We start from the raw sequence: 24,730 nt of genomic DNA on the forward strand, positions 1-24,730 counted from the left end.
TGGTGGCTTCGGCCGGCGCGACGACCGTGACCGTGGACCCCGTAGGGACGATCGTGATCGCGGTGGGTTCCGTCGGGACGACAGCCGTGGTGAGCGGCCCCCCTTCCGCCGTGATGACCGGGACAACCGCGGCGGCGAGCGCCCCGCCTTCCGGCGCGATGACCGGGACAACCGTGGCGGCGAACGCGGCGGTGACCGTGGCGGTTTCCGTCGTGACGACAGCCGTGACAACCGTGGTGGTGGCTTCGGCCGGCGCGACGACCGTGACCGTGGACCCCGTAGGGACGATCGTGATCGCGGTGGGTTCCGTCGGGACGACAGCCGTGGTGAGCGCCCGCCCTTCCGCCGTGATGACCGGGACAACCGCGGCGGCGAGCGCCCCGCCTTCCGGCGTGACGACCGGGACAACCGTGGGGAGCGTCCCCCCTTCCGCCGTGACGATCGGGACAACCGGGGCGAGCGCCCCGCCTTCCGTCGCGACGACCGCCGGGACGACAGGCGTGACGACCGGCGTGGCGAACGGCATGAGGGCGATCGCGGTGGGTTCCCTCGTCGCGACGACCGGGACCGTGGCGGCTTCCGCCGTGACGACAACCGCGACCGTGGCTTCCGTGGCGACGACCGAGGCCGCGACGGTGACCGTGGTGGTTTCCGGCGTGACGACCGTGGTGGTTTCCGGGGCCGCGATGACCGACGCGACGACCGTCGGGATGATCGCCGCGGAGACGACCGCCGCGGAGACGACCGCCGCGGAGACGACCGCGGTGAGCGCGGCGGCTTCCGGCGTGACGACGCCGGCCGGGGCGGGCGTCCCGCTTTCCGTCGTGAGGACGGGCCCCGCAGCGACCGCGGCGAATTCCGCCGTGACGACAACCGGGGTGACCGCGGTGACCGCGGTGACCGCGGCGACCGTGGTGGCTTCCGCGGCCGGGACGACCGCCGTGACGACCGCGGTGCGCGCGGCCCCCGGCGTGACGACCGGGGTGACCGTGGCTACCGGCGCGACGACCGGCGTGACGGTGACCGTGGTGGCTTCCGCGGCCGGGACGACCGGCGTGGTGGCGAGGGCCGGTTCCGTGATGAGCGTGAGCGGGACAGGGAGCCGATCAAGCGGCTGCCGATCCCCGAGGACGTCACGGGCGACGAGATCGACAAGGACGTACGGCAGGAGCTGCAGAGTCTGCCCAAGACGCTCGCGGAAGACGTCGCCAGGAACCTGGTGATGGTCGCGCGGCTCCTCGACGAGGACCCCGAGGGCGCGTACGGCTACTCCAGGGTCGCGCTGCGGCTGGCGTCGCGTGTCGCCGCCGTACGGGAGGCCGCCGGGTTCGCCGCGTACGCCACCCAGAAGTACGGCGAGGCGCTGGCCGAGTTCCGGGCCGCCAAGCGGATGACCGGGAACATCGACCTGTGGCCCGTCATGGCCGACTGCGAGCGCGGGCTCGGGCGGCCGGAGAAGGCCCTGGACATGGCCGGCGCGCCCGAGGTCAACAAGCTCGACAAGGCCGGGCAGGTCGAGATGCGTCTCGTCGTGGCCGGTGCGCGGCGGGACATGGGGCAGCTCGACGCGGCCATCGTGACGCTGCAGAGCCCGGAGCTGGCCGCGAACTCGGTCCAGCCGTGGACCGCGCGACTGCGGTACGCGTACGCCGACGCGCTGCTCGCGGCCGGGCGGGAGACCGAGGCGCGCGAGTGGTTCGCCAAGGCCGTCGAGGCCGACCGCGACGGCAGCACCGACGCCTCGGACCGGCTCGCCGAGCTGGACGGCGTGGAGTTCGTCGACGCCCTGGTCGAGGACGAGACCGAGACCGAGGACGAGGACGAGGCCGACGAGGTTCCGGCCGCGCCGCACGCGGACCAGGACGACGACGGGGACCCGGTCGAGGGCGAGCACGACAAGGACTGACGTCCGCGGAAAGGGGCGGGACCCGAGGCCATGAGGCCTCGGGTCCCGCCCCTTTCTGCTGTCAGAGGTCCAGCGCGCGAAGCACCAGGCCCGTCGCCGGTTTCGGGCCGAACGAGGTCGACTTGCGGGGCATCGTCACGCCCTGGCGGGCCAGTTCGCGGACGACCTCCTCGCGGACCGGGTGCATCAGGACGGCCGTGCCGCCGTCGCGTTCGGCCTTCTCGACCGTGGCGGCCGTGTCGTGGATGTAGGCGATGTGGGCGGGGGAGTCCTCGGGGATGTGCCAGACGTGTTCGAGGAGCGTGGCGTGCAGGACCGTCGCGTCCAGGGTGCGCCAGGCGGCGGGGCGGTCGGCCGGGATGGTGCGGGCCAGCAGGTCCGGGTCCGGGCGGTCGGCGAGGTGGAAGGCGCCGTCGCCGGCCAGCAGGAACGCGTTGCCGGCGCAGGCCGCGTCCGCCAGGGTGTCCAGGGCCTCGGCCAGCGGGACGTCGAGGCGGCGCACGCGGAAGTGGCCCTCCAGGGCGGCCACGGCGTCGCCGACCGGCAGATCGTGCAGGAGGCGGTGGATGGCGCGGACCCGGAGGGGATAGCGGGCCGTGTCGACCAGCAGGACCAGGCCGTGGTCCCAGGGGCTGGGCGAGGGGTGCTCCGTACGGAGGCGGCGGTAGGTCGCCCAGCGATGGTGGCCGTCGGCGATGAGGGCCTGGTGCCGGCCGAGGTCGCGCTGGATCGTCGCCAGGTCGTCGGGGTCGGTGACCGACCACAGGCGGTGGCGGAAGCCGTCCTCCGTGGTGGTGGCGAGGAGCGGGGGCCGGTCGGCGGTGCGCTCGATCAGGTCCGCCGTGGCGGTCGTCGAACCGTCGCCCCGGTAGGTGAGGAGGAGGGGTTCGAGGTTCGCGGAGGTGGCGCGCATGAGGGCCGCGCGGTCGGCGACGATGTGCGGCATGACGTCCTCGTGCGGCAGCACCACCTGCTCGGCGGGGTCCGACACGCGCAGGGCGCCGATGACGCCCCGTTGCAACATGCCGTTGCCGTCCTGCTGCTCGTAGACGTAGAGGCCCGGTTCCGGGTCGGTCGTCAGGACACCCTCGGACAGCCAGCGGCGCAGGGTGTCGGCGGCGCGTTCGTTGCGGGCGCTGGGCGTGGCGGCCTGGGGGAGGATCAGGCGGACGATGTTGTGCGGGTCCGCCGATTCGAGGTGGTGCAGGCCGTCGGGGCGCACCACGACGTCGTAGGGCGGAGATGTGACGGCGGCAAGGCTGCCGACCCGGTCGGGGTCGTAACGAAGGCCTCGGAACGGGGTGAGTTCCAGGCCTCGGTGCGTCGTTGCCTCCGAGTGACCTGCTGTCTTCATCAGGGCATCGTACGGCTGTCGGTGGCATGGGGGATGATCGGGGGAAAGCCGTCGAACGAGGAGCGATGCGGGATGAGCCGGAGCGTCAGGACAAGGCCCGAGGCCAGTGGGCAGGCCCTGAGCGAGGCGTACGACACGGCGCTGCTCGATCTGGACGGCGTCGTGTACGCGGGCGGGAGCGCGATCGCGCACGCGGTCGAGTCACTGGCCGCGGCCCGGGAGGGCGGGATGCGCCTGGCGTACGTGACGAACAACGCGCTGCGGACCCCGGACACCGTGGCCGGGCATCTGACGGAGCTCGGCATACCGACGGGCGCGGACGACGTCATCACCTCGGCGCAGGCGGTCGCGCGGCTGATCAGTGAGCAGGTGCCGCGCGGCGCCCGGGTGCTGGTGATCGGCGGTGAGGGGCTGCGCGTCGCGTTGCGCGAGCGGGGGCTCGTGCCCGTGGAGTCGGCCGACGACGATCCGGCGGCGGTGGTGCAGGGGTTCGGCGGGCCCGACCTGCCGTGGGGCCGGTTCGCCGAGGCCTCCTACGCGGTGGCGCGGGGCGTGCCGTGGTTCGCCTCCAACACCGACCTGACGATTCCCAGCGGTCGCGGCATCGCGCCGGGCAACGGGGCCGCGGTGGAGGTCGTCCGGATCGCCACGGGCGCCGAGCCGCAGGTCGCGGGCAAGCCGCTGCCTCCGATGCACCGGGAGACCATCCTGCGCACCGGCGCGCAGCGGCCGCTGGTGGTGGGGGACCGGCTGGACACGGACATCGAGGGCGCGTTCAACGGCGAGGTGGACTCGCTGCTCGTCCTGACGGGTGTCACGGACGGCGCGCAGTTGCTGGCGGCGCCGCCGCAGCACCGGCCGACGTATGTGGACGCCGATCTGCGCGGGATGCTCCGCGGCCAGCCGGAGGTCGCCGAGGTGAGCGAGGGTGCCTTCCGGTGCGGTGGCTGGACGGCGAAGGCCGGTGCGGACCGGCTGGAGCTCGACGGGAAGGGCGAGGCTGTGGACGGGCTGCGCGCGCTGTGCGCCGTGGCGTGGACGACCGCCGGTGAGGGTGTGTGCGAGCTGGACGGGGGGAAGGCGCTGGCACGACTGGGTGTCTGAGCACGTGGTCGGGGAGTCGGGGGGCACGGTGGGCACCCGGGACGCCGGATCTCGCGTGTATGCGAGGGTAGGCTAACCTAACCACGTGTTGGTCGAGAGTCCCCCCGAACAGCGCGCGGAGACCGCCCCCGCGCCCTCAACCCGACGGACGGTACGAGCCTTTGGGCTGCTCCTGTCCGCCGCGATCCTGGTGCTGGTCGCGCTGGCGAGTATCGCGATCGGTGCGAAAGAGCTGTCCCTCGGGCAGGTCTGGCACGGCCTGTTCGACGACACGGGGACCTACGGGGACGTCGTCGTCGCGGAGCGGCTGTCGCGGACCGTGCTCGGACTGCTCGCCGGTGCCGCCCTCGGCCTGTCCGGGGCGGTCCTCCAGGCTCTCACCCGCAATCCGCTGGCCGACCCCGGACTGCTCGGCATCAACGCGGGCGCGTCCGCCGCGGTCGTCACAGCCATCACGTACTTCGGGGTCACCTCGCTCAGCGGCTACGTCTGGTTCGCGTTCTTCGGCGCGGCGGCGGTCGGGGCGCTGGTCTGGTTCCTCGGCGGCAGCCGGGGTGCGACACCGGTGCGCCTCGCGCTCGCCGGCACGGCGATCAGCGCCGCGCTGTACGGCTACCTCCAGGCCGTGATGATCATGGACGAGGCCGCGCTCGGCAAGATGCGGTTCTGGACGGTCGGTTCGCTGGCCTCGGCCACGAACTCGACCATCACGCAGGTCCTGCCGTTCCTGCTGACCGGCACGGTCCTGGCTCTGGCCCTGGCCCGGCCGCTGAACGCGATGGCCATGGGCGACGACACCGCCAAGGCCCTCGGCGCCGACCTCAACCGCACGCGGGCGCTGTCCATGCTGGCCGCGACCGTGCTGTGCGGTGCGGCGACCGCCGCCTGCGGGCCGATCGTGTTCGTCGGGCTGATGGTGCCGCACGTCGTGCGCTCCTTCACCGGGCCCGACCTGCGCTGGATCCTGCCGTACGCGGCGATCCTGTCGCCCGTGCTGCTGCTCGGCGCCGATGTGCTCGGGCGGATCGTGGCCCGGCCCTCGGAGCTTCAGGTGGGCATCGTCACCGCGATCCTCGGCGGACCGGTGTTCATCTTTCTCGTACGACGGCGGAGGACCGCACAGCTGTGAAGACCACCCACCGCGCGGCGACCACCGGCCGTGGCGTGCAGACCACCAGCCGTACCGTGCGAAGCGGCCGGCTGTCGATACGCCTGGACCTGCGGGCCGTCACCGTCGTGCTCCTGCTGCTGGCGGCGGCGCTCGCGGCGAGTGTCGTGCTCATCGGCACCGGCGACTTCCCGATCCCGGCCGCCGACGTGCTGCGGACGCTGGTCGGTCAGGGCAACCCGGGCCAGGAGTTCATCGTCACCGAGCTGCGGCTGCCACGGGTCCTGGTGGGTCTGCTGGTCGGCGCCTCCCTCGGACTCGGCGGCGCGCTGTTCCAGGCCATCTCCCGCAATCCGCTGGGCAGTCCGGACGTGCTCGGTCTCGGGCAGGGCGCCACGGCCGGCGCGCTCGTCGTGATCGTGCTGACCTCCGGGAGCGCCAACCAGGTGGCCGCCGGGGCGCTGGTGGGCGGCCTGGTGACCGGCCTCGCCATCTACGTGCTCGCCTGGAAGCGGGGGGTGCACGGCTACCGGCTGGTCCTGGTGGGCATCGGCGTCTCCGCGATCGTCACGGGCATCAACGGCTATCTGCTCACCAAGTCCGACATCGTGGACGCGGCCCGCGCGGTCGTGTGGATGACCGGCTCCCTGGACGGCCGGGACTGGGACCAGGTGTGGCCGCTGCTCGCGCTGACCGCCGTGCTGGTGCCGCTCGTCCTGGTCAACGCGCGGGGGCTGCGGATGATGGAGATGGGCGACGACGTGTCGTACGCCCTCGGCGTACGGGTCGAGCGCGTACGGCTGCTGCTGATGGTGGCGGCCGTGCTGCTCACCGCGTCCGCCACCGCCGCGGCCGGTCCCGTCAGCTTCGTCGCGCTCACCGCGCCGCAGCTGGCCCGGCGCCTGACCCGTGCGCCCGGGCCGAACCTGCTCGCCTCGCTGTGCATGGGCGCGGCCCTGCTGGTCGTCGCCGACTGGGCCTCCCAGCGCGCCTTCGGTGCCGAGCAGCTGCCCGTGGGCGTGGTCACCGGCGTGCTCGGCGGGGTCTACCTGCTGTGGCTGCTGGTCAGCGAGCGCAGGGCGGGCCGGATATGAGGGCGGGCACAACGAGCGCCGAGCACAGCACCACCAGCGGACTGAACAACCCAAGGAGCCCCGTGAACCGCCTGTCCGCCGAGAACGTCACCCTCGCCTACGACCAGCGGGTCATCGCCGAGCAGTTGTCGGTGGAGATACCCGACCAGTCGTTCACGGTGATCGTCGGCCCCAACGCCTGCGGCAAGTCGACGCTGCTGCGGGCGCTGTCGCGGATGCTCAAGCCGAGCAAGGGCCGGGTCCTGCTGGACGGGCACGTCATCCAGTCGATGCCGGCCAAGAAGGTCGCGCGGACCCTCGGCCTGCTGCCCCAGTCCTCGGTCGCGCCCGACGGCATCACGGTCGCCGACCTCGTCGGCCGCGGCCGCTACCCGCACCAGGGCATCCTGCGCCAGTGGTCCACGGAGGACGAGCGGGTCGTCCAGGAGTCCATGCGGCAGACCGGCGTCGCCGAACTCGCCGACCGCTACGTCGACGAGCTCTCGGGCGGCCAGCGCCAGCGCGTGTGGATCGCCATGGCCCTCGCCCAGCAGACCCCGCTGCTGCTGCTCGACGAGCCGACGACCTACCTGGACATCCAGCACCAGATCGACGTCCTGGACCTGTGCGCCGAGCTGCACGAGGAGCAGGGGCGCACCCTCGTGGCCGTGCTGCACGACCTGAACCACGCCGCCCGCTACGCCACCCACCTCATCGCCCTGCGCGAGGGGCGGGTCATCGCCGAGGGCGCGCCGAAGGACATCGTCACGGCGGAACTGGTGGAGGAGGTCTTCGGGCTGCGCTGCCAGGTCATCGACGACCCGGAGACGGGCACACCGCTGGTCGTGCCGGCGGCCCGCACGTCCCGCGCCGCGCACGCGGTCGGGAAGGCCGCGGCCACCGTCGGGAAGACCGCGGCTACAGAAGCTTCCTGAGCCGGAGCAGGTCCCGCACGCCCGCGTGCAGCCTCACCCGGCCCGAGCCCCAGGCCTTGGCGAAGTGCAGCTCGCCGCCGACCAGCGCGACCAGGTCGTCGCCGGTCATGGCGAGTCTGATCTCGGCCGTGCCGGGCGGCGGGCCGGGCACGGTGTCGTGCACCTCGATCCGCCCGCCGCGCATCCGGCCGGTGAAGGTGACGTCCAGGTCCGTGATGTGGCAGCTCACCGAGCGGTCCAGGGCGGCGGCCTCGCGGGCGTCCCCTGCGGCGTGCTGCATGGTGTCCGAGAGCTTGTCGAGTGCGCTGCGGCACTCCTCGATCGTGGCCATCGCGGTCGACGGTACCGCAGCGGTTCGCGGTAGCGTCGGGGCATGGACGACCCAGTTCCCGAGATCCCGCCGGCGGCGGAGGAAGAGCCCGCGTACGACCCCGCCGCCCCCGCCCCCCTGAACGTGCCCCGCACTCCCACCGGTGACGCCGGTGTGGACGCGGCGCTGGACCGGCTCGGTGATGCGGACCACCTCGCCACCGACGGGCACATCGAGGTGTACGAGGATGTACACCGGGGGCTGCGCGACGCGCTGACCGCGCTCGACGTACGCCCGGGACCTCCGGTGCCCCCGCGGCCGTACGAGCACAGGAGCTGAACCGAACGTGGCAGGAGTCGCACGCCGCCGTCTGGACGCGGAGCTGGTCCGCCGGAAGCTCGCGCGTTCGCGCGAGCACGCCGGGCAGCTGATCGCCGCCGGGCGCGTCTCCGTCGGCAAGACCGTCGCGACCAAACCCGCCACGCAGGTGGAGACGGCGGCGGCCATCGTGGTGGCCCAGGACGACAGTGATCCCGACTACGTCTCGCGCGGCGGCCACAAGCTCGCCGGAGCGCTCGCGGTGTTCGGGCCGCAGGGGCTGTCCGTCGAGGGGCGCAGGGCGCTCGACGCGGGCGCGTCCACCGGCGGTTTCACCGACGTCCTGCTGCGGGCGGGCGCCGCCCATGTCGTCGCCGTGGACGTCGGATACGGCCAACTCGCCTGGTCCCTCCAGCAGGATGAACGCGTCACCGTCAAGGACCGTACGAACGTACGCGAGTTGACGCTTGAAGCGATCGATGGGGAGCCTGTGGATCTTGTCGTGGGGGATTTGTCCTTCATCCCGCTCGGGCTGGTCCTGCCCGCCTTGGTGCGGTGCGTGAGGCCGGACGCCGACCTGGTGATGATGGTCAAGCCGCAGTTCGAGGTGGGCAAGGAGCGCCTCGGCAGCGGGGGAGTGGTGCGCAGCACCCAGCTGCGGGCCGAGGCGGTACGGGGGGTGGCCGAGAAGGCCTGGGGGCTGGGGCTCGGGGTGAAGGGCGTGACGGCCAGTCCGCTGCCCGGGCCGTCGGGGAATGTCGAATACTTCTTGTGGCTGCGGGCCGGGGCACCGGAACTGGACCCGGCCGACGTTGACCGTGCAGTGGCGGAGGGGCCGCGTTGACCGAGAACCGAGCTCGTACTGTTTTCCTGCTCGCCCACACCGGGCGGCCCGCGGCCGTGCGCAGTGCCGAGCTCGTCGTGAAGGGGCTGCTGCGCTCCGGCCTCGGGGTGCGCGTCCTGGAGGCCGAGGCGCGCGATCTGCCGCTTCCGGCGGAGGTGGAGCTGGTCAGGGAGGCCACTCCGCAGTGCCTGGACGGGTGCGAGCTGCTGATCGTGCTGGGCGGCGACGGCACGCTGCTGCGCGGCGCCGAGTTCGCCCGGGCGTCGGGTGTGCCGATGCTCGGCGTCAACCTCGGGCGGGTCGGCTTCCTCGCGGAGGCCGAGCGGGACGACCTCGACAAGGTCGTCGACCGGGTGGTGAGCAAGGCGTACGAGGTCGAGGAGCGGATGACCGTCGACGTCGTCGTGCACCGCAACGGGGACATCGTGCACACCGACTGGGCGCTGAACGAGGCGGCCGTGCAGAAGGTGTCCGCCGAGCGGATGCTGGAGGTCGTCCTGGAGATCGACGGGCGGCCGGTGACGGGGTTCGGCTGTGACGGGATCGTGTGCGCGACGCCCACCGGGTCGACGGCGTACGCCTTCTCGGCGGGCGGGCCGGTGGTGTGGCCGGAGGTGGAGGCGCTGCTGATGGTGCCGATCTCCGCGCACGCGCTGTTCGCCAAGCCGCTGGTGACCTCGCCGGATTCGGTGCTGGCCGTGGAGGTGCTGCCGCACATTCCGCCGGGTGTGCTGTGGTGCGACGGGCGGCGGACGGTGGAGTTGCCGCCGGGGGCGCGGGTGGAGGTGCGGCGGGGGGCTGTGCCGGTTCGGCTGGCCCGGCTGCATCACGCCTCGTTCACGGACCGGCTGGTGGCGAAGTTCGCGCTGCCCGTCTCCGGGTGGCGGGGGGCTCCTCACTAGCGGCTTGTGGGGGGTGGTTTCGCTTCGTCGGCGAGTGCGGGGCGTCTGTGGCCTGTCGCGCCCGGCCGGCGGAGCCGCACATCGCTACGCCCCCGCGTCCCTGAGAAAAACAGGGCTCCGCCACTCTCGTGGGTGACAAGGGCAGGCCAGTCGCAATCCCTGGCCCGGACCTCGTAAGGTCGTGTCCGTGTTGGAGGAGATGCGGATACGGTCGCTGGGCGTGATCGACGACGCCGTGGTCGAGCTGTCGCCCGGGTTCACCGCGGTCACCGGTGAGACGGGTGCGGGCAAGACCATGGTGGTCACCAGCCTGGGGTTGCTGCTGGGCGGGCGGGCCGACCCGGCGCTCGTGCGGATCGGGGCCGGCAAGGCGGTCGTCGAGGGGCGCATCACCGTGCCCCGTGACGCCACGGCCGCGGTGCGTGCCGAGGAGGCCGGGGCCGAGCTCGACGACGGGGCCCTGCTGATCAGCCGTACCGTTTCCGCCGAGGGGCGCTCACGGGCGCACCTGGGCGGGCGCAGCGTGCCCGTGGGCGTGCTGGCCGAGCTCGCCGACGAGCTGGTGGCCGTGCACGGGCAGACGGACCAGCAGGGGCTGCTCAAGCTGTCCCGGCAGCGGCAGGCGCTCGACCGGTACGCGGGTGACGCGGTCGCCGGACCGCTGGCCAAGTACGGCGAGGCGTACAAGCGGCTGCGGGCCGTCTCCGCCGAGCTCGAGGAGATCACCACCCGGGCGCGCGAGCGGGCCCAGGAGGCCGACCTGCTGCGCTTTGGACTCGACGAGATCGCAGGCGTCGAACCCCGCGCGGGTGAGGACGTGGAGCTGGCCGAGGAGGCCGAGCGGCTCGGGCACGCCGAGGCGCTGGCGTCCGCCGCCGCGGCCGCGCACGCCGCCCTCGCGGGCAACCCCGAGGACCCGGAGGGCGTCGACGCCGGAACCCTCGTCGCGGGTGCCCAGCGGGCCCTGGACGCCGTACGGACGCACGATCCGGCACTGGCCGCGCTCGCCGACCGCATCGGGGAGATCGGGATCCTGCTGCGCGACGCGGCCGGGGACCTGGCCGGGTACGCCGACGACCTGGACGCCGATCCGCTGCGGCTGTCGGCCGTCGAGGAGCGGCGGGCCGCGCTCACCGGGCTGACCCGGAAGTACGGCGAGGACATCGCCGCCGTGCTGGCCTGGGCCGAGCAGAGCGCCGCCCGGCTCACCGAACTCGACGGTGACGACGAGCGGATCGGGGAGCTGACCGCCGAGCGGGACGCGCTGCGGGCCGAACTGGGCGGGCTCGCCCAGGCCTTGACGGACGCCCGGACGGAGGCCGCCGAACGGTTCGCGGCCGCCGTGACCGCCGAGCTCGCCTCGCTCGCCATGCCGCACGCGCGGGTGTCCTTCGACATCCGGCAGACCGACGACCCCGACGGCGTCGAGGTCGGCGGGCGTCCGGTGGCCTACGGTCCCGCGGGCGCCGACGAGGTCGAGCTGCTGCTGGCCCCGCATCCGGGCGCGCCGCCCCGGCCCATCGCCAAGGGCGCCTCCGGCGGTGAGCTGTCGCGGGTGATGCTGGCCGTGGAGGTCGTGTTCGCCGGGACGGATCCGGTGCCGACGTACCTCTTCGACGAGGTCGACGCCGGGGTCGGCGGCAAGGCCGCGGTCGAGATCGGCCGGCGGCTCGCGCGGCTGGCGAAGAACGCGCAGGTCGTGGTGGTGACGCACCTGCCGCAGGTGGCCGCCTTCGCCGACCGGCAGCTGCTGGTGGAGAAGACCAGCGACGGGTCCGTGACCCGCTCCGGAGTCAAGGTCCTCGAAGGTGAGGACCGGGTCCGGGAGCTGTCGCGCATGCTCGCCGGCCAGGAGGACTCCGAGACGGCACGGGCACACGCGGAGGAGCTGCTGGCGACGGCCCGGGCGGACGGCTAGCCGGGGCGGCGCACCGGCCGGGGTGTCGGCAGCGGCCGGACCGCCGCCCAAGTTCACTCGTGTGGGTGACTCTGGTGGGGCGTGTCACCCCGGTGCCGCGCCCCGCCGTCGCGTCGCGGGGGCCGCGGCGTTCCCGTAACCCTTGTAGGGCCTGGCATCCTTGGCGGAGTACGCGGGCGAGACCGCGTCGTGACCGTCCGACCCGACCCAGGAGCCCGGCCACGTGACCCCCGTGAGCAGCCACTCACCGCATGGCCAGTCGCCGCTGCGTACCGTGCAGGTGCTGGGCGGAGGCAATGCCACCAGCAGCGCGCATGTGCGCTCGCTGGCCGCGGGGCTCGTCGCACGGGGCGTGAAAGTGACCGTGTGCGCCCCCTACGAGGCCGATCGCTCCTATGACTTCACCGGTGCCGGGGCCGACCATGTGCACATTCCGCGCAGCAGCGATCCGGTGTCGGTGGCGGCCCTGAGGGCGGCCTGCGCCAATGCCGATCTGGTGCACGCGCACGGGCTGCACGCCTCCTTCCGCACCGTGCTCGCCCTCGGCGGACGGCGCGTGCGCACCCCGCTGGTCGTGACGTGGCACGACCGGGCACACGCCGACGGTGCGCGGGCCCACATGCTGCGGGTGCTGGAGCGCAGGGTCGTGAAGGCGTCCACCGTGGTGCTGGGCACCACCTCGGCGCTCGTGGACCGGGCCCGGCTCACCGGGGCGCGGGACGCCCGGCTCGCGGCCGTCGCGCTGCCCGGCCGCCGCAGGCCCCCGGAGCCCGACGACCCCGACCGGCTGCGGCCCAAGGTGCGCGCCGAGCTCGGCGCCATCGGCAGGCCGTTGCTGATGGCCGTCGGCTCCCTGGACCGGCACCGCGGTTACGACGTGCTGCTGGACGCCGCGCGCGTCTGGCGCCGGCTCGACCCCGTGCCCCTGGTCGTGATCGCCGGGGAAGGCCCGCTGCGCGGTGAGCTCCAGGGGCGGATCGAGGAGGAGGGGCTGCCCGTCCGGCTCCTCGGGCGGCGGGACGACATCACCGATCTGCTCGCCGCCGCCGACCTCGCCCTGCTGCCGAGCCGCTGGGAGGCCCGCTCGGTGCTCGCCCAGGAGGCCCTCCACGCGCGCGTGCCGCTGGTCGCGACCGCGGTCGGCGGCATCCCCGAACTGGTCGGGGACGCGGCCGAACTCGTCCCGTACGGGGACGCGAAGGCCCTCGCCGACGCCGTCGTGGGACTGCTCGGCGACCCGGAGCGCCGGGACCTGCTGGCGGCCAAGGGCGCCCGGCAGGCCGCCACCTGGCCGACCGAGGACGAGACGGTCGCCCAAGTGCTCAGCGTGTACGACGAGTTGACCCAGCCCCGGCCCCTGCCGTAGCGGTCCCTACGGGACGTGTCGGCGGGCCCTGAGGGCCAGGCTCAGGGCCAGGACCGTCTGTGGGTCGTCGAGGTCCGTGCCCAGCAACTCCCCGATGCGGGCCAGGCGGTTGTACAGGGTCTGCCGGTTCAGGTGCAGCTCCCGGGCCGTCTCCGCCTTGCGTCCCGCGTGGGCGAGGTACGTCGTCAGCGTGGGCAGCAGCGGCGGCCGGGAACGGCGGTCGTGCGCGAGGAGCGGGCCGAGGGCACGGTCGACGAAGGCCGCCAGATCCGGATGGTCGCGCAGCCGCCACAGCAGCAGGTCGATGTCGAGCCGGCGGGCGTCGTACCAGGGCCGGTCCGGCAGCCCCTGGGCCGCCGTGGCCGTCTCGGCCGCGTGCCGCAGGCCCGAGGCCACCGCCGTCCAGCCCCCGGCCGTCCCGACGACCACCACGGGCGGCTGCCCGCCCGGCCGCGGCATGCCGGACCGGCTCGCCCCCGCCCGCAGGGCGGTCGCGACCCGGTCCGCGACCGACTCCCGTTCCGACTCCTCCCGCAGGCCGAGCAGCACCAGCACCCGACCCTCCACCGGCCGCACCCCCAGCAGCACCGGCACGCCCACCGACGCCAGCTCCTCCGCGATCGCCCGGGCCGGCACGGCCCAGCCTCCCCCCTCCGGGGACAGGACGTCCCCGAGCCGCATGACCACCGGCAGCAGCGGCCCCCCGCCCGGCCGGAAGCCCAGCACGCGTGCCTGCGCCGGGGCGTCCTCCGCCGCGATCCGCCCCTCGGCGAGGTCGGTGAGGAAGTCACCGCGCCCACGCGCGGCCAGTTCCTCCTCCTGGCGGGCCTGCATCAGCACCACGGCCAGGATGCCAGCGGCCCGCTCGGTCGCCATCCGGTGCACCGCGGCCGGAGGGGTCCGCACCGGCGGCACCACCAGCCGGGCGCGGACACCCCCGCTGCCCGGCCCCCCGCCCGGCACGTCCACCAGGACCGACCCCGCGAGCGGCGGCTCCTCCTTGCGCTGGCCCCGCAGCCCCTCCCACACCTGGAGCGGGTCCGTGCCCTCGGGACCGGCCCCGGCCGCGTACAGCAGCTGCCCGTCGGCCGTCTCCAGGAACACGGGATTGCCGGCGAAGTCCGCCAGAATGCCCAGGACCTGCGGCACCCCGCCACCGCCCAGCACGGCCTGTGTGCACCGCCGGTGCACCTCCTCGGCCCGCTGGAGCAGGGCGTAGTGGCCGTTGACGATCTCGGTGTGGACCTCCTCGGTGACCGTGACGAACGCCACCTCGCGGTGCAGCTGGACCAGGGGCAGTCCGGCCGTACGGGCCGTGTCGACGAGGGCCGCCGGCAGCCGGGTGAAGCGCGGGCCCAGCTCCACGACCAGGGCCGCGATACCGCGCTCGGCCAGGGTGCGCACGAAGGCCCGCTGCTCGGCGGGGCGGGTGCCGAGACCGTAGCCGGTGGTCAGCAGGAGTTCGCCGCCCTTGAGCAGTGAGGCGATGTGCGGCACCTCTCCGGCGTGCACCCAGCGCACGGTCCGCCCGAGCCGCTCGGCGCCCGCCAGCACCTCGGGCAGCCCGCTGCGCAGCCCCGGCAGCTCCAGCGCCCGCCGCACGGTGATCCCGGCGCCCGGGGTGTCGTAACCGCTGTCCGTCCCGCTGTCCATGTGCCGGACGCTACCCGCGCGGACGCCGCACGGACATCTCCGGGCGGGACAACGGGACGATCACACACCGGAATACCCGGTGACCGACCGGGTACGGGCGCCCTCATGGACATGAGCGTGGTCGCGGTGGGTCGGGAGGACGACAGTCCGGTCGAGGAGCCGATGCGGGTCGCGGTGCTCGCCGACCGGCTCGGGTACCGGGAGGTATGGGCGGGCGAGGGACCGACGTGGGACTCGTTCGTGCTGGCGGCGGCGATCGGGGCGGCCACCGAGCGGGTCGCGCTGACCGCCGGGCCGGTGCCGGTGTCGGTGCGCGACCCGCTCACCATCGTCCGGGGCGCCGCCTCCGCGGCGGCCGTCACCGGCCGGTCCGTCGGCGTGGCCCTGGGCACCTCCAGCAAGCGGGTCGTCGAGGGCGTGCACGGCCGGCCGCGCACCCGGCCCGCCGCGGCCCTCGCGGAGTCGGCGGCGGCCGTGCGGGCGCTGATGCACAGCGTGCCCGGCGAGCCGATCGTGCCCGGCAGCTCCTTCCCGCGCCGGCTGCCGCCGCCCGGCGGCCCGGTCACCGTCGCGGCGTTCGGGGAGCGCGCGGTCGCCGCGGCCGTCGCCCACGCGGACCGGATGCTGCTCGACCTCGTCTCGCCGGAGCAGGTGCGCATGCTGCGGGCCCGGATGCTCACCGCCGCCGAGAAGGCGGGCCGAACGCCGCCGCGGCTGGCCGCCTGGCTGCCAGCCGCAGTCGACCCCGAGCCGGAGTCGCTCCGGCAGGTGCTGCGCAGCGTCGTCGGCTACCTCGCCGTGCCGGGCTACAGCGACATGTTCATCGACGCCGGGTTCGCCGAGGTCGTCGAGCTGGCCGCCAAGGGCGCCGACGCGGACACCCTGCTCCAGGCGCTGCCGGCCGAGGCCGCGGGCACGGTCGCCCTCGTCGGTGACACGGACACCGTCCGTGCTCGCATCGCCGCCTACGCCGAGGCCGGACTCGACGAGATAGCCCTGGTCCCGGCCACGGCAGGCGACCCCGCGGGGGAGCGCACGCTCACGGCCCTCAGGCCCGGCTGACGCACCCCGTCTGTCACCCCGCCCGCAGGTTTCCTTCGCTGGTGGCCACCGCGCGCGTCAGATGCCCAGCATCTGGTTGAGCTCGTCCAGGGACTTGACGGTCACGTAGTCGTAGCCGTGGGTCACCGGGTCGCAGCCGCGGTCCAGGAGGACGAGGTTGCGGAAGCCCATGTCGTGCATCGGCATCAGGTCGTAGCGGGTGTGCGAGGAGACGTGCACGAAGTCCTCGGGGGACGCGTCGAGCTGGTCGAGCATGTACTCGAACGCCGCGTACCGGGGCTTGTAGTAGCCGGCCTGCTCCGCGGTGAAGACCGCGTGGAAGTCGGCCCCGAGCCGGGGCACGCTCTCGGCGAGGAAGGCGTCGTCGGCGTTGGAGAGGATCACCAGCTTGTAGTGCTCGCCCATCTTCTTCAGCGGTTCCGGCACATCCGCGTGCGGGCCCCAGCTGCGCACGCCGTCGGCGAACCGCTTGCCGGCGTCCGGGGCTGCCTTGATGCCCCACTTGCGGCAGACCCCCTCGAAGGCGGCCTGCAGCGTCTGCTCGTAGGGGTAGTACTTGTCGAGGACCGAGTTGTAGCGGTAGCCGCGGAACTCCTTGACGAACTGGTCCCAGTGCTTGGCCGGGATCTGGTCGCCGACGAGCTCACGCGTGATGGGGGTCATCGGCCACTCGATCAACGTGCCGTAACAGTCGAACGAGACGTACTTCGGGCGGAACTGGAACGAGGGAATAGGCATGGAAGCGCTCACTTTCCTGCTTCGGGGAACTGGTTACGGGCGACACCGCTTTCGGGCATGCCCATGACAGGGATGTCGGGATGAGGGGTGCTGACGTCGGCGTTCGCCGGGGTCAGGTGGCGTCGACTCGGGCCGGAGCGAGGAAGCCGACGGGGTGGTCGGTGGTGCCGTCGAGCGCCAGGTCGGCGGCGATCTCTCCCATGGCGGGCGAGAGCTTGAAGCCGCTGCCGGAGAATCCGGCCATGACGATGATGTCGTCCTCGCCGGGCAGATGGCCGACGAGCGGATTTCCGGACTTGGTGTAGCCCTCCATGTAGGCCGACATCCTGATGGGGTCGGGGTTCAGGTCGGGCATGAGTTCACCGATGAGCTCGCGGAAGATGCCGAGTTCCTCGGGGCGGACGGTACGGTCGAGCCGTTCGGGCTCGGGCACCGGCGCATGGTATTTGAAGGAGAGACCGAGCTTGACGGAGATGCCGTCGGGGGACGGGATCCCGAAGCAGTCGTGGGGTGTGGCGCGCACGAAGGGAGGCGCACCGCCCGCGAACCAGTCGTGGCGGGTGGGCAGGTGCCAGGAGCAGACCACCCGGCGCACGTCGACGGTCCGGGGGAGGTCCGGGAGCAGGGTGTTGATCCACGGGCCCACGGTCACCACGGCCGCGTCCACGTGGTCCGTGCCCTGGTCGGTGACGACCCGCACCCCGCCGCCCGCCGCGGGGACGACCTCGCGCACCGTGGTGTAGCGGCGCAGCCGGGCGCCCAGCTCCTCGGCACGGGCGGCGGCGGCCTGGATCGACGCCTCCGGCCTGATGACGGCGCCCAACCGGTCGAGTACGGCGGTGTGCCCGTCCGGGAGCCGGTGCTGCGGGTAGCGGCGGGCCAGGGCGTCCCGGTCCAGTACCTCGTGATCCAGGCCATGGGCGGCGCTGGTGGACAGCAGGAGGCGCATGGCGGGCGAGGCGGTCTCTCCCAGCACCAGGCTGCCGCCGCGGCGTCGCAGCTGCCGGCCCGTCTCCGCCTGGAGCTGCTCCCACAGCTCGTCCGCGAGCCGCAGCAGCGGAATGTACCCGGGTTCGCCGAGGTGGGCGGCGCGGAAGATGCGGCTCTCGCCCCCGGCCGCGCCGCGGTCGTGACCCGGCGCGTACCGGTCGTAGCCGATGATCTCGGCTCCCCGGGCGGCCAGTCGCCACATGGCCTGGCTGCCCATGCTGCCGGCGCCGATCACGGCGACGCGCTTCGGGATGCTCATGAGGTCGCTCCTTTCTTCCGGTTGTGTCCCGCTGGGTGGCGTTCACCATCAGCTCGGGAAAGCCGCAGGTCAATCACCTGTGTGCTCCTCGACGCAGGGGGAGATGACTTAGAGCAGTTCGATCAGCTGGTCGGTGAACTCGGCGGTGGTCGCCGTTCCGCCCAGGTCACGGGTGCGGATGTCGGTCTTGGCCAGGATCGAGGCGATCGCGTCCGTGATGTCCTTGGCCGCGGCGGGATGGCCGAGGTGGTCGAGCATCATGGCCGCTGACCAGATCGCGCCCAGCGGGTTGGCGATGCCCTGGCCGGCGATGTCGGGTGCGGAGCCGTGCACCGGCTCGAACATCGAGGGGAAGTCCCGCTCGGGGTTGAGGTTGGCGGACGGGGCGACGCCGATGGATCCGGCGACGGCGGCCGCGAGGTCGCTGAGGATGTCGCCGAAGAGGTTGGAGGCGACGACGACGTCGAAACGGGCCGGGTCGAGGACGAACTTCGCCGCGAGCGCGTCGATGTGCTCCTGGTCCCAGGCGACCTGCGGGAACGCGGCGGCCCGCTCGGTGACGAGCTGGTCCCAGAACGGCATGGTGTGCACGATGCCGTTCGACTTGGTCGCGGAGGTCAGACGGCCGCCGCGCCGGGAGGCGAGCGTGAAGGCGTAGTCCAGCACGCGTGAGACGCCGGCCCGGGTGAAAACGGCCTCCTGCACGGCGATCTCGTCCGGGAAGCCCCGGTTGAGCCGGCCGCCGACCTCGCTGTATTCGCCTTCCGTGTTCTCGCGCACGACGACGACATCGACCTCGCCCGGCCGGGCGCCGCGCACCGGGCTGTCGATGCCTTCGAAGACACGGATGGGCCGGAGGTTGACGTACTGGCGGAATTCGCGCCGGATCGGGATCAGCAGCCCCCACAGCGAGACGTGGTCGGGCACCCCCGGGTATCCCACCGCGCCCAGCAGGATCGCGTCCTTGTCGCGCAGCTGGTCGATCCCGTCCGCGGGCATCATGGCGCCCTCCCGCAGGTACCGCTCGCACGACCAGTCGTACGACGTGTAGGACAGGCCGAAACCGTGGCGGCGGCCGACGATATCGAGCACCTGCTGTGCGGGAGGCAGTACCTCGGCGCCGATGCCGTCGCCCGGGATCAGGGCTATGTGGTGGTTCTTCGTCATGCCGACGATTGCAGCAGGGTGGTCCGCAGGGCGTCCAAGACGCAAAGCGGATCTCCCTTATAAGCCGTACCTATCAGCTGTCGGCGGCCGAGGTCGCGGCCGCGACGAACGCCGAGGCCGCGGGCGACAGGATGCCGCGGCGGGCGACGAGGGCGATGTCCAAGGTGCTCTCCGGCTCGATGTCCAGGACGCGGGCGCCCAGCCGCCCGGCGAGGTCCCGCCAGGAGTCCGTGACCACCGCGAGCCCGACCCCGGCCAGTACCAGGGGCATCAGCGACACCCGGTGCTCGGTCTCGACCGCGACGGTGAACTCGATGCCCTGCTCTCCCAGCGCGTCGACGTAGGCCCGCATCCCGGTACCCGACTGTCCGACGATCAGCCGCTGCCCCGCGAGCTCCCGGTGCTCCACCGCCGTCCGTCCGGCGAACGGGCCGTCGGCCGGCACCACCAGCACGAAACGCTGCCGCCCCAGCACATAGGAGACGACCTCCTTGTCGGAAGGAGAACCGGCGGACGCCAGGAGCCCCAGCTCCACCGCGCCCGTGCGCACCATGTCGATCACATCACGCGACGTGAACGCCGCATTGATCGTCACGGAGACACCGGGATAACGGCGGCTGAAGGCACTCACCAAGCTCGTCAGCGGCTCCACCGCCTGCGATGGCATCGACGCCACATCCAGGCGCCCCTCACGCAGCTCGTGCACCGCCGCGACACTCGCCCGCGCCGTCTCCAGACTCCGTACGGCCTCCCGGGCAGGCTCGATCAGCGCCCTTCCCGCCTCCGTCAGCACGGCCCTGCGCCCGATGCGATGGAACAGCTCGGAGCCGAGATCACGCTCCAGCGCCCGCACGGCCTGCGACAGCGACGGCTGGGACACGTACAGGGCCGACGCCGCACGGTTGAACCCCCCACGATCGACAATCGCGAGGAAGTACTCCAGCTGCCGAATGTCCATACGCGCCCTCTGCCCTGGAGGGGAGGATTTTCCCTCCCCGTGTCCTCTTGGCCACGGGGACTGGAGACCTACAGCCCCGCCCGTCCGCTCAGCCGCCGTAGGCGCCCGAGGCCGTCAGCCGCAGGGCCGTGTCGATGAGCGGCACATGGCTGAACGCCTGCGGGAAGTTGCCCACCTGGCGCTGCAGGCGCGGGTCCCACTCCTCGGCCAGCAGACCGAGGTCGTTGCGCAGGGACAGCAGCTTCTCGAACAGCCGGCGGGCCTCGTCCACGCGGCCGATCATCGCCAGGTCGTCGGCCATCCAGAACGAGCAGGCCAGGAACGCGCCCTCGTCACCGGGCAGACCGTCGACGCCCTCGTCGCCGCCCGAGGTCGGGTAGCGCAGGATGAAGCCGTCCGGCGTGGACAGCTCCCGCTGGATCGCCTCGATCGTGCCGATGACCCGCTTGTCGTCGGGCGGCAGGAAGCCCACCTGCGGAATCAGCAGCAGGGAGGCGTCCAGCTCCTTGGAGCCGTAGGACTGCGTGAAGGTGTTGCGCTCCTTGTCGTACCCCTTCTCGCACACGTCGCGGTGGATGTCCTCGCGCAGTTCCTTCCAGCGCTCCAGCGGGCCGTCCGCGTCGCCCGACTCGATCAGCTTGATCGTGCGGTCGACCGCGACCCAGGCCATCACCTTGGAGTGCACGAAGTGGCGGCGCGGGCCGCGCACCTCCCAGATGCCCTCGTCCGGGTCCTGCCAGTGGTCCTCCAGGTAGCGGATCAGCTTCAGCTGGAGCAGCGCGGCGTAGTCGTTGCGGGCGAGGCCCGTCATGTGGGCCAGGTGCAGGGCTTCGGTGACCTCGCCGTACACGTCCAGCTGGAGCTGGTGGGCCGCGCCGTTGCCGACGCGGACCGGGCCGGAGTTCTCGTAGCCCGGCAGCCAGTCGAGCTCCGCCTCGCCCAGCTCGCGCTCGCCGGCGATGCCGTACATGATCTGGAGGTTCTCCGGGTCGCCCGCCACCGCGCGCAGCAGCCATTCGCGCCAGGCGCGGGCCTCCTCGCGGTAGCCGGTGCGCAGCAGCGAGGACAGCGTGATCGCCGCGTCGCGCAGCCAGGTGTAGCGGTAGTCCCAGTTGCGGACGCCGCCGATGTCCTCCGGCAGGGAGGTGGTCGGCGCGGCGACGATGCCGCCGGTCGGGGCGTACGTCAGGGCCTTCAGCGTGATCAGCGAGCGGATCACGGCCTCCCGGTAGGGGCCGTGGTACGTACAGTGGTCCACCCACTCGCGCCAGAAGTCCTCCGTGGCCTCCAGCGACTGCTCCGGCTCGGGCAGCGGCGGCGGCTCCTTGTGCGAGGGCTGCCAGGAGATCGTGAACGCGATCCGGTCACCCGGGGCGACCGTGAAGTCGGCGTACGTCGTGAGCGACTTGCCGTAGGTCTCGGCGGATGTGTCGAACCACACGGAGTCGGGGCCGGCGACCGCCACCGTGCGCCCCTCGTGCTTGTGCACCCACGGCACCACCCGCCCGTAGGAGAACCGCATCCTGAGCGCCGAGCGCATCGGCACCCGGCCCGAGACGCCCTCCACGATCCGGATCAGCTGCGGGGCGCCGTCACGCGGCGGCATGAAGTCGGTCACCCGGACCGTGCCCCGCTGGGTGTCCCACTCGGACTCCAGGATCAGCGAATCGCCCCGGTAGCTGCGCCGCGCCGCGGTGGGAGGCTGCTGGTCGGAGGCGTGCGCGGGCCCGAGCCGCCAGAAGCCGTGTTCCTCGGTGCCCAGCAGGCCGGCGAAGATGGCGTGCGAGTCGAAGCGGGGCAGGCACAGCCAGTCGACCGTCCCGTCCCGGCAGACCAGGGCAGCGGTCTGCATGTCTCCGATGAGTGCGTAGTCTTCGATGCGCCCGGCCACGTGCAACTCCAGTCGAACGGCCACGTCACCCCACGAGGGGGCTGTCGCTAGTGCGGTCAAGGGGGTTTCAGCAGGTCTTGCAATGCGTCGTTGAGCGATGAAGCAAAACAGTTCACTCAGCCGTGACGCAAAGCGCCAATTGTTGCTCAACGAACTGACGAGCTCACGTTGTTCCGGTGCTTACGGGCGGGGGGTGGTGCCGTTGGGCCGGACGGGCTCGGCAGCGAGTGTCCGAGCAGGATACGACGCACGCGGATGTTCCGGGTGCCGGTCGCGGCAAGGCGGGTACGCCGAACGAGTGAGCAACGGGTGAGAGACCGGTGCGGGTGACCGGCTCCGTGTCGGGATGTGTGCGGAGCGTGGCCGGAAGCCATCGCCCCGCGGCGCTGATACGCTGGTAGCCCGTGGACCGGTGGGCGTCTGGCCCCCGAACCGCACCTCCAGATCGCGACCACGGGAGCCCCCTCTTGGCCATGCCCAATTCCACGACGACCAAGCACATCTTCGTCACCGGGGGTGTCGCCTCCTCGCTCGGCAAGGGCCTGACGGCCTCCAGCCTCGGCATGCTGCTCAAGGCCCGGGGTCTGCGCGTCGTGATGCAGAAGCTCGACCCGTACCTCAACGTCGACCCCGGCACGATGAACCCCTTCCAGCACGGTGAGGTGTTCGTCACCAACGACGGCGCCGAGACCGACCTGGACATCGGCCACTACGAGCGCTTCCTCGACCGCGACCTCGACGGCTCCGCCAACGTGACCACCGGCCAGGTGTACAACACGGTGATCGCCAAGGAGCGGCGCGGCGAGTACCTCGGCGACACCGTGCAGGTCATCCCGCACATCACCAACGAGATCAAGCACCGCATCCGCCGCATGGCGACGGACGAGGTCGACGTCGTGATCACCGAGGTCGGCGGCACGGTCGGCGACATCGAGTCGCTGCCGTTCCTGGAGACGGTCCGCCAAGTCCGGCACGAGGTCGGCCGTGACAACGTCTTCGTCGTCCACATCTCGCTCCTGCCGTACATCGGCCCCTCGGGTGAGCTGAAGACGAAGCCGACCCAGCACTCGGTCGCGGCCCTGCGCAACATCGGTATCCAGCCGGACGCCATCGTGCTGCGCTGCGACCGCGAGGTGCCCACCGCGATCAAGCGGAAGATCTCGCTGATGTGCGACGTCGACGAGGCCGCCGTGGTCGCCTGCCCCGACGCCCGCTCGATCTACGACATCCCCAAGACCGTGCACGGCGAGGGCCTGGACGCCTACGTCGTGCGCAAGCTGGACCTGCCGTTCCGCGACGTCGACTGGACGACCTGGGACGACCTGCTCGACCGCGTCCACAACCCCGACCACGAGATCACCCTCGCCCTGGTCGGCAAGTACATCGACCTGCCCGACGCCTACCTGTCGGTCACCGAGGCCCTGCGCGCCGGCGGCTTCGCCAACCGGGCCCGCGTCAAGATCAAGTGGGTCACCTCCGACGACTGCAAGACCCCGGCCGGTGCCGCCGCCCAGCTCGGCGACGTCGACGGCATCTGCATCCCCGGCGGCTTCGGCGAGCGCGGTGTGAACGGCAAGGTCGGCGCGATCCGCTACGCCCGCGAGAACAAGGTGCCGCTGCTCGGCCTCTGCCTCGGCCTGCAGTGCATCGTGATCGAGGCCGCGCGCAACCTGGCCGACATCGCCGACGCCAACTCCACCGAGTTCGACCCCGCCACCGGCCACCCGGTCATCTCCACCATGGCCGAGCAGATGGACATCGTCGCCGGTGAGGGTGACATGGGCGGCACCATGCGGCTGGGCATGTACCCGGCGAAGCTGGCCGAGGGCTCGATCGTGCGCGAGGTGTACGACGGCAAGGAGTACGTCGAGGAGCGCCACCGGCACCGCTACGAGGTGAACAACGCCTACCGCGCCGAGCTGGAGAAGCAGGCGGGCATCCTGTTCTCCGGCACCTCGCCGGACGGCAAGCTCGTCGAGTACGTCGAGTACCCGCGCGACGTCCACCCGTACCTGGTCGCCACGCAGGCTCACCCGGAGCTGCGCTCGCGCCCGACGCGTCCGCACCCGCTGTTCGCCGGGCTCGTCAAGGCGGCGGTCGAGCGGAAGACTTCGAAGTAACACACCAGTTGTACGGTGGCCGGGGTGCATCCCTTCAAAGGGTGTGCACCCCGGTTTCGTTCCGGCAGGTCGCGCAGGGCACGTGGAAGGACAGGCATGACGATCAAGGACACTCCCGAGGAGTGGGAAGTCCGGGCGACGAACACCCCCTTCGTGGGCAACAAGACCTCCGTCCGCACGGACGACGTGGTCATGCCCGACGGCACGGTGGTCGGCCGTGACTACCAGGTCCACCCGGGCTCCGTGGCCGTCCTCGCCCTCGACGAGGCCGACCGCGTCCTGGTCCTGCGCCAGTACCGCCACCCCGTGCGCCACAAGCTGTGGGAGATCCCGGCCGGACTGCTCGACGTCCCCGGCGAGAACCCGCTGCACGCCGCGCAGCGCGAGCTGTACGAGGAAGCGCACGTCAAGGCCGAGGACTGGCGGGTGCTGACCGACGTCTACACGACCCCCGGCGGCTGCGACGAGGCCGTGCGGATCTTCCTCGCACGCGACCTGTCCGAGGCCGAGGGCGAGCGCTTCGCGGTGGAGGAGGAAGAGGCCGACATGGAGCTCGACCGGGTGCCGGTCGAGGACCTCGTGCGGGGTGTGCTCGCCGGGGAGCTGCACAACAACTGCCTCGTGGTGGGTGTCCTGTCGCTGGTCGCCGCGCGGTCCGGTGACGGCCTGGACGCGCTGCGCCCGGCGCAGGCGCCGTGGCCCGCGCGTCCGTTCGAGGCGTAGCGCTCCGCCGGGAGGGCCGTGACGGGCCGGG

General features: G+C 72.6%; 22 protein-coding genes and 1 pseudogene. 15 read left to right on the plus strand and 8 right to left on the minus strand.

What is annotated here, in order from left to right:
- The 3 genes and pseudogenes from AC0665_RS23125 to AC0665_RS23135 form a co-directional block, all read left to right on the plus strand.
- Positions 1-382 (plus strand): annotated as a pseudogene (locus tag AC0665_RS23125) (hypothetical protein); the annotation flags it as partial.
- A gap of 118 nt (positions 383-500) precedes the next feature.
- Positions 501-1,223 carry a hypothetical protein gene (locus AC0665_RS23130; protein ID WP_478705836.1) on the plus strand — a complete coding sequence of 241 codons (723 nt, stop codon included), beginning with the start codon at positions 501-503 and terminating at the stop codon, positions 1,221-1,223.
- Entirely contained in the window at positions 1,115-1,906 is a 792-nt protein-coding gene (locus AC0665_RS23135; protein ID WP_478705829.1) for a tetratricopeptide repeat protein, read from the plus strand. Before AC0665_RS23130 ends, AC0665_RS23135 begins: the two co-directional genes overlap by 109 nt.
- A gap of 61 nt (positions 1,907-1,967) precedes the next feature.
- On the opposite strand, the gene AC0665_RS23140 is transcribed toward AC0665_RS23135, so the two are convergent.
- Entirely contained in the window at positions 1,968-3,260 is a 1,293-nt protein-coding gene (locus tag AC0665_RS23140; protein WP_478606826.1) for a DUF1015 domain-containing protein, read from the minus strand.
- Positions 3,261-3,332: 72 nt separating this feature from the next.
- On the opposite strand from AC0665_RS23140, the gene AC0665_RS23145 reads away from it, so the two are divergent.
- The 4 genes from AC0665_RS23145 (at position 3,333) to AC0665_RS23160 (ending at position 7,480) form a co-directional block, all read left to right on the plus strand.
- Positions 3,333-4,364, plus strand: coding sequence for an HAD hydrolase-like protein (locus AC0665_RS23145; RefSeq protein WP_478705717.1), 1,032 nt, complete (start codon positions 3,333-3,335; stop codon positions 4,362-4,364).
- An 85-nt stretch (positions 4,365-4,449) separates the two neighbouring features.
- A complete protein-coding gene (locus AC0665_RS23150; protein WP_478705718.1) occupies positions 4,450-5,493 on the plus strand; it encodes a FecCD family ABC transporter permease in 1,044 nt (347 codons plus the stop codon).
- Between the two features lie 35 nt (positions 5,494-5,528).
- Positions 5,529-6,566 carry a FecCD family ABC transporter permease gene (locus tag AC0665_RS23155; RefSeq protein ID WP_468410726.1) on the plus strand — a complete coding sequence of 346 codons (1,038 nt, stop codon included), beginning with the start codon at positions 5,529-5,531 and terminating at the stop codon, positions 6,564-6,566.
- Positions 6,563-7,480 (plus strand): ABC transporter ATP-binding protein, encoded by a 918-nt coding sequence (locus AC0665_RS23160; RefSeq protein ID WP_478606820.1) that lies wholly within the window; start codon positions 6,563-6,565, stop codon positions 7,478-7,480. Before AC0665_RS23155 ends, AC0665_RS23160 begins: the two co-directional genes overlap by 4 nt.
- Here the strand turns inward: AC0665_RS23160 and AC0665_RS23165 are convergent.
- Positions 7,464-7,811: a sterol-binding protein gene (locus AC0665_RS23165; RefSeq protein WP_478606817.1), complete on the minus strand. Its 348-nt coding sequence runs from the start codon at positions 7,809-7,811 to the stop codon at positions 7,464-7,466. The genes AC0665_RS23160 and AC0665_RS23165 overlap by 17 nt on opposite strands.
- A 42-nt stretch (positions 7,812-7,853) precedes the next feature.
- Between AC0665_RS23165 and AC0665_RS23170 the strand changes: the two genes are divergently transcribed.
- The 5 genes from AC0665_RS23170 to AC0665_RS23190 all read left to right on the plus strand — a co-directional run bounded on the left by AC0665_RS23170 (position 7,854) and on the right by AC0665_RS23190 (position 13,138).
- Positions 7,854-8,129 (plus strand): hypothetical protein, encoded by a 276-nt coding sequence (locus AC0665_RS23170; protein ID WP_468410682.1) that lies wholly within the window; start codon positions 7,854-7,856, stop codon positions 8,127-8,129.
- 7 nt (positions 8,130-8,136) lie between these two features.
- Positions 8,137-8,952: a TlyA family RNA methyltransferase gene (locus tag AC0665_RS23175; RefSeq protein ID WP_468410680.1), complete on the plus strand. Its 816-nt coding sequence runs from the start codon at positions 8,137-8,139 to the stop codon at positions 8,950-8,952.
- The gene (locus AC0665_RS23180; protein WP_363122572.1) at positions 8,949-9,854 is read left to right on the plus strand and encodes an NAD kinase; all 906 of its coding nucleotides are present in this window, start codon (positions 8,949-8,951) and stop codon (positions 9,852-9,854) included. Before AC0665_RS23175 ends, AC0665_RS23180 begins: the two co-directional genes overlap by 4 nt.
- Before the next feature lie 199 nt (positions 9,855-10,053).
- Positions 10,054-11,772: a DNA repair protein RecN gene (gene recN, locus AC0665_RS23185; RefSeq protein WP_468637289.1), complete on the plus strand. Its 1,719-nt coding sequence runs from the start codon at positions 10,054-10,056 to the stop codon at positions 11,770-11,772.
- Positions 11,773-11,995: 223 nt separating this feature from the next.
- Positions 11,996-13,138: a glycosyltransferase family 4 protein gene (locus tag AC0665_RS23190; RefSeq protein WP_468637237.1), complete on the plus strand. Its 1,143-nt coding sequence runs from the start codon at positions 11,996-11,998 to the stop codon at positions 13,136-13,138.
- Positions 13,139-13,144: 6 nt separating this feature from the next.
- On the opposite strand, the gene AC0665_RS23195 is transcribed toward AC0665_RS23190, so the two are convergent.
- Complete coding sequence (locus tag AC0665_RS23195; RefSeq protein ID WP_478606808.1) at positions 13,145-14,791, minus strand: PucR family transcriptional regulator; 1,647 nt, start codon at positions 14,789-14,791, stop codon at positions 13,145-13,147.
- A gap of 105 nt (positions 14,792-14,896) precedes the next feature.
- Here AC0665_RS23195 and AC0665_RS23200 point away from each other — a divergent pair, with 105 nt between their 5' ends.
- A complete protein-coding gene (locus AC0665_RS23200; RefSeq protein ID WP_478606806.1) occupies positions 14,897-15,853 on the plus strand; it encodes an LLM class F420-dependent oxidoreductase in 957 nt (318 codons plus the stop codon).
- Positions 15,854-15,910: 57 nt separating this feature from the next.
- Here AC0665_RS23200 and AC0665_RS23205 read toward each other — a convergent pair whose 3' ends face one another.
- The 5 genes from AC0665_RS23205 to AC0665_RS23225 all read right to left on the minus strand — a co-directional run bounded on the left by AC0665_RS23205 (position 15,911) and on the right by AC0665_RS23225 (position 21,856).
- On the minus strand, positions 15,911-16,591 hold the full coding sequence (locus tag AC0665_RS23205) for a haloacid dehalogenase type II (protein WP_478705719.1): 681 nt from the start codon (positions 16,589-16,591) through the stop codon (positions 15,911-15,913).
- 112 nt (positions 16,592-16,703) lie between these two features.
- A complete protein-coding gene (solA, locus tag AC0665_RS23210) occupies positions 16,704-17,840 on the minus strand; it encodes an N-methyl-L-tryptophan oxidase (RefSeq protein ID WP_478705720.1) in 1,137 nt (378 codons plus the stop codon).
- Positions 17,841-17,948: 108 nt separating this feature from the next.
- The gene (locus AC0665_RS23215) at positions 17,949-19,007 is read right to left on the minus strand and encodes a tartrate dehydrogenase (RefSeq protein WP_478705721.1); all 1,059 of its coding nucleotides are present in this window, start codon (positions 19,005-19,007) and stop codon (positions 17,949-17,951) included.
- 73 nt (positions 19,008-19,080) lie between these two features.
- Positions 19,081-19,965: a LysR family transcriptional regulator gene (locus AC0665_RS23220; RefSeq protein ID WP_478606795.1), complete on the minus strand. Its 885-nt coding sequence runs from the start codon at positions 19,963-19,965 to the stop codon at positions 19,081-19,083.
- 88 nt (positions 19,966-20,053) lie between these two features.
- On the minus strand, positions 20,054-21,856 hold the full coding sequence (locus tag AC0665_RS23225; protein WP_363122580.1) for a glycoside hydrolase family 15 protein: 1,803 nt from the start codon (positions 21,854-21,856) through the stop codon (positions 20,054-20,056).
- 473 nt (positions 21,857-22,329) lie between these two features.
- Here AC0665_RS23225 and AC0665_RS23230 point away from each other — a divergent pair, with 473 nt between their 5' ends.
- Both AC0665_RS23230 and AC0665_RS23235 read left to right on the plus strand, forming a co-directional pair.
- The gene (locus AC0665_RS23230) at positions 22,330-23,976 is read left to right on the plus strand and encodes a CTP synthase (protein WP_363122564.1); all 1,647 of its coding nucleotides are present in this window, start codon (positions 22,330-22,332) and stop codon (positions 23,974-23,976) included.
- A gap of 96 nt (positions 23,977-24,072) precedes the next feature.
- On the plus strand, positions 24,073-24,699 hold the full coding sequence (locus AC0665_RS23235; RefSeq protein ID WP_363122563.1) for an NUDIX hydrolase: 627 nt from the start codon (positions 24,073-24,075) through the stop codon (positions 24,697-24,699).
- Positions 24,700-24,730 lie beyond the last annotated feature (31 nt).

This window comes from Streptomyces sp. NPDC043685, from assembly GCF_056436585.1.

Coding starts and splice junctions, on each gene's coding strand:
- AC0665_RS23140 (WP_478606826.1), bottom strand. CDS start 3,260: ATGAAGACAGCAGGTCACTCGGAGGCAACGACGCACCGAGGCCTGGAA.
- AC0665_RS23145 (WP_478705717.1), top strand. CDS start 3,333: ATGAGCCGGAGCGTCAGGACAAGGCCCGAGGCCAGTGGGCAGGCCCTG.
- AC0665_RS23160 (WP_478606820.1), top strand. CDS start 6,563: ATGAGGGCGGGCACAACGAGCGCCGAGCACAGCACCACCAGCGGACTG.
- AC0665_RS23165 (WP_478606817.1), bottom strand. CDS start 7,811: ATGGCCACGATCGAGGAGTGCCGCAGCGCACTCGACAAGCTCTCGGAC.
- AC0665_RS23170 (WP_468410682.1), top strand. CDS start 7,854: ATGGACGACCCAGTTCCCGAGATCCCGCCGGCGGCGGAGGAAGAGCCC.
- recN (WP_468637289.1), top strand. CDS start 10,054: ATGCGGATACGGTCGCTGGGCGTGATCGACGACGCCGTGGTCGAGCTG.
- AC0665_RS23195 (WP_478606808.1), bottom strand. CDS start 14,791: ATGGACAGCGGGACGGACAGCGGTTACGACACCCCGGGCGCCGGGATC.
- AC0665_RS23200 (WP_478606806.1), top strand. CDS start 14,897: ATGGACATGAGCGTGGTCGCGGTGGGTCGGGAGGACGACAGTCCGGTC.
- AC0665_RS23205 (WP_478705719.1), bottom strand. CDS start 16,591: ATGCCTATTCCCTCGTTCCAGTTCCGCCCGAAGTACGTCTCGTTCGAC.
- solA (WP_478705720.1), bottom strand. CDS start 17,840: ATGAGCATCCCGAAGCGCGTCGCCGTGATCGGCGCCGGCAGCATGGGC.
- AC0665_RS23215 (WP_478705721.1), bottom strand. CDS start 19,007: ATGACGAAGAACCACCACATAGCCCTGATCCCGGGCGACGGCATCGGC.
- AC0665_RS23220 (WP_478606795.1), bottom strand. CDS start 19,965: ATGGACATTCGGCAGCTGGAGTACTTCCTCGCGATTGTCGATCGTGGG.
- AC0665_RS23230 (WP_363122564.1), top strand. CDS start 22,330: ATGCCCAATTCCACGACGACCAAGCACATCTTCGTCACCGGGGGTGTC.
- AC0665_RS23235 (WP_363122563.1), top strand. CDS start 24,073: ATGACGATCAAGGACACTCCCGAGGAGTGGGAAGTCCGGGCGACGAAC.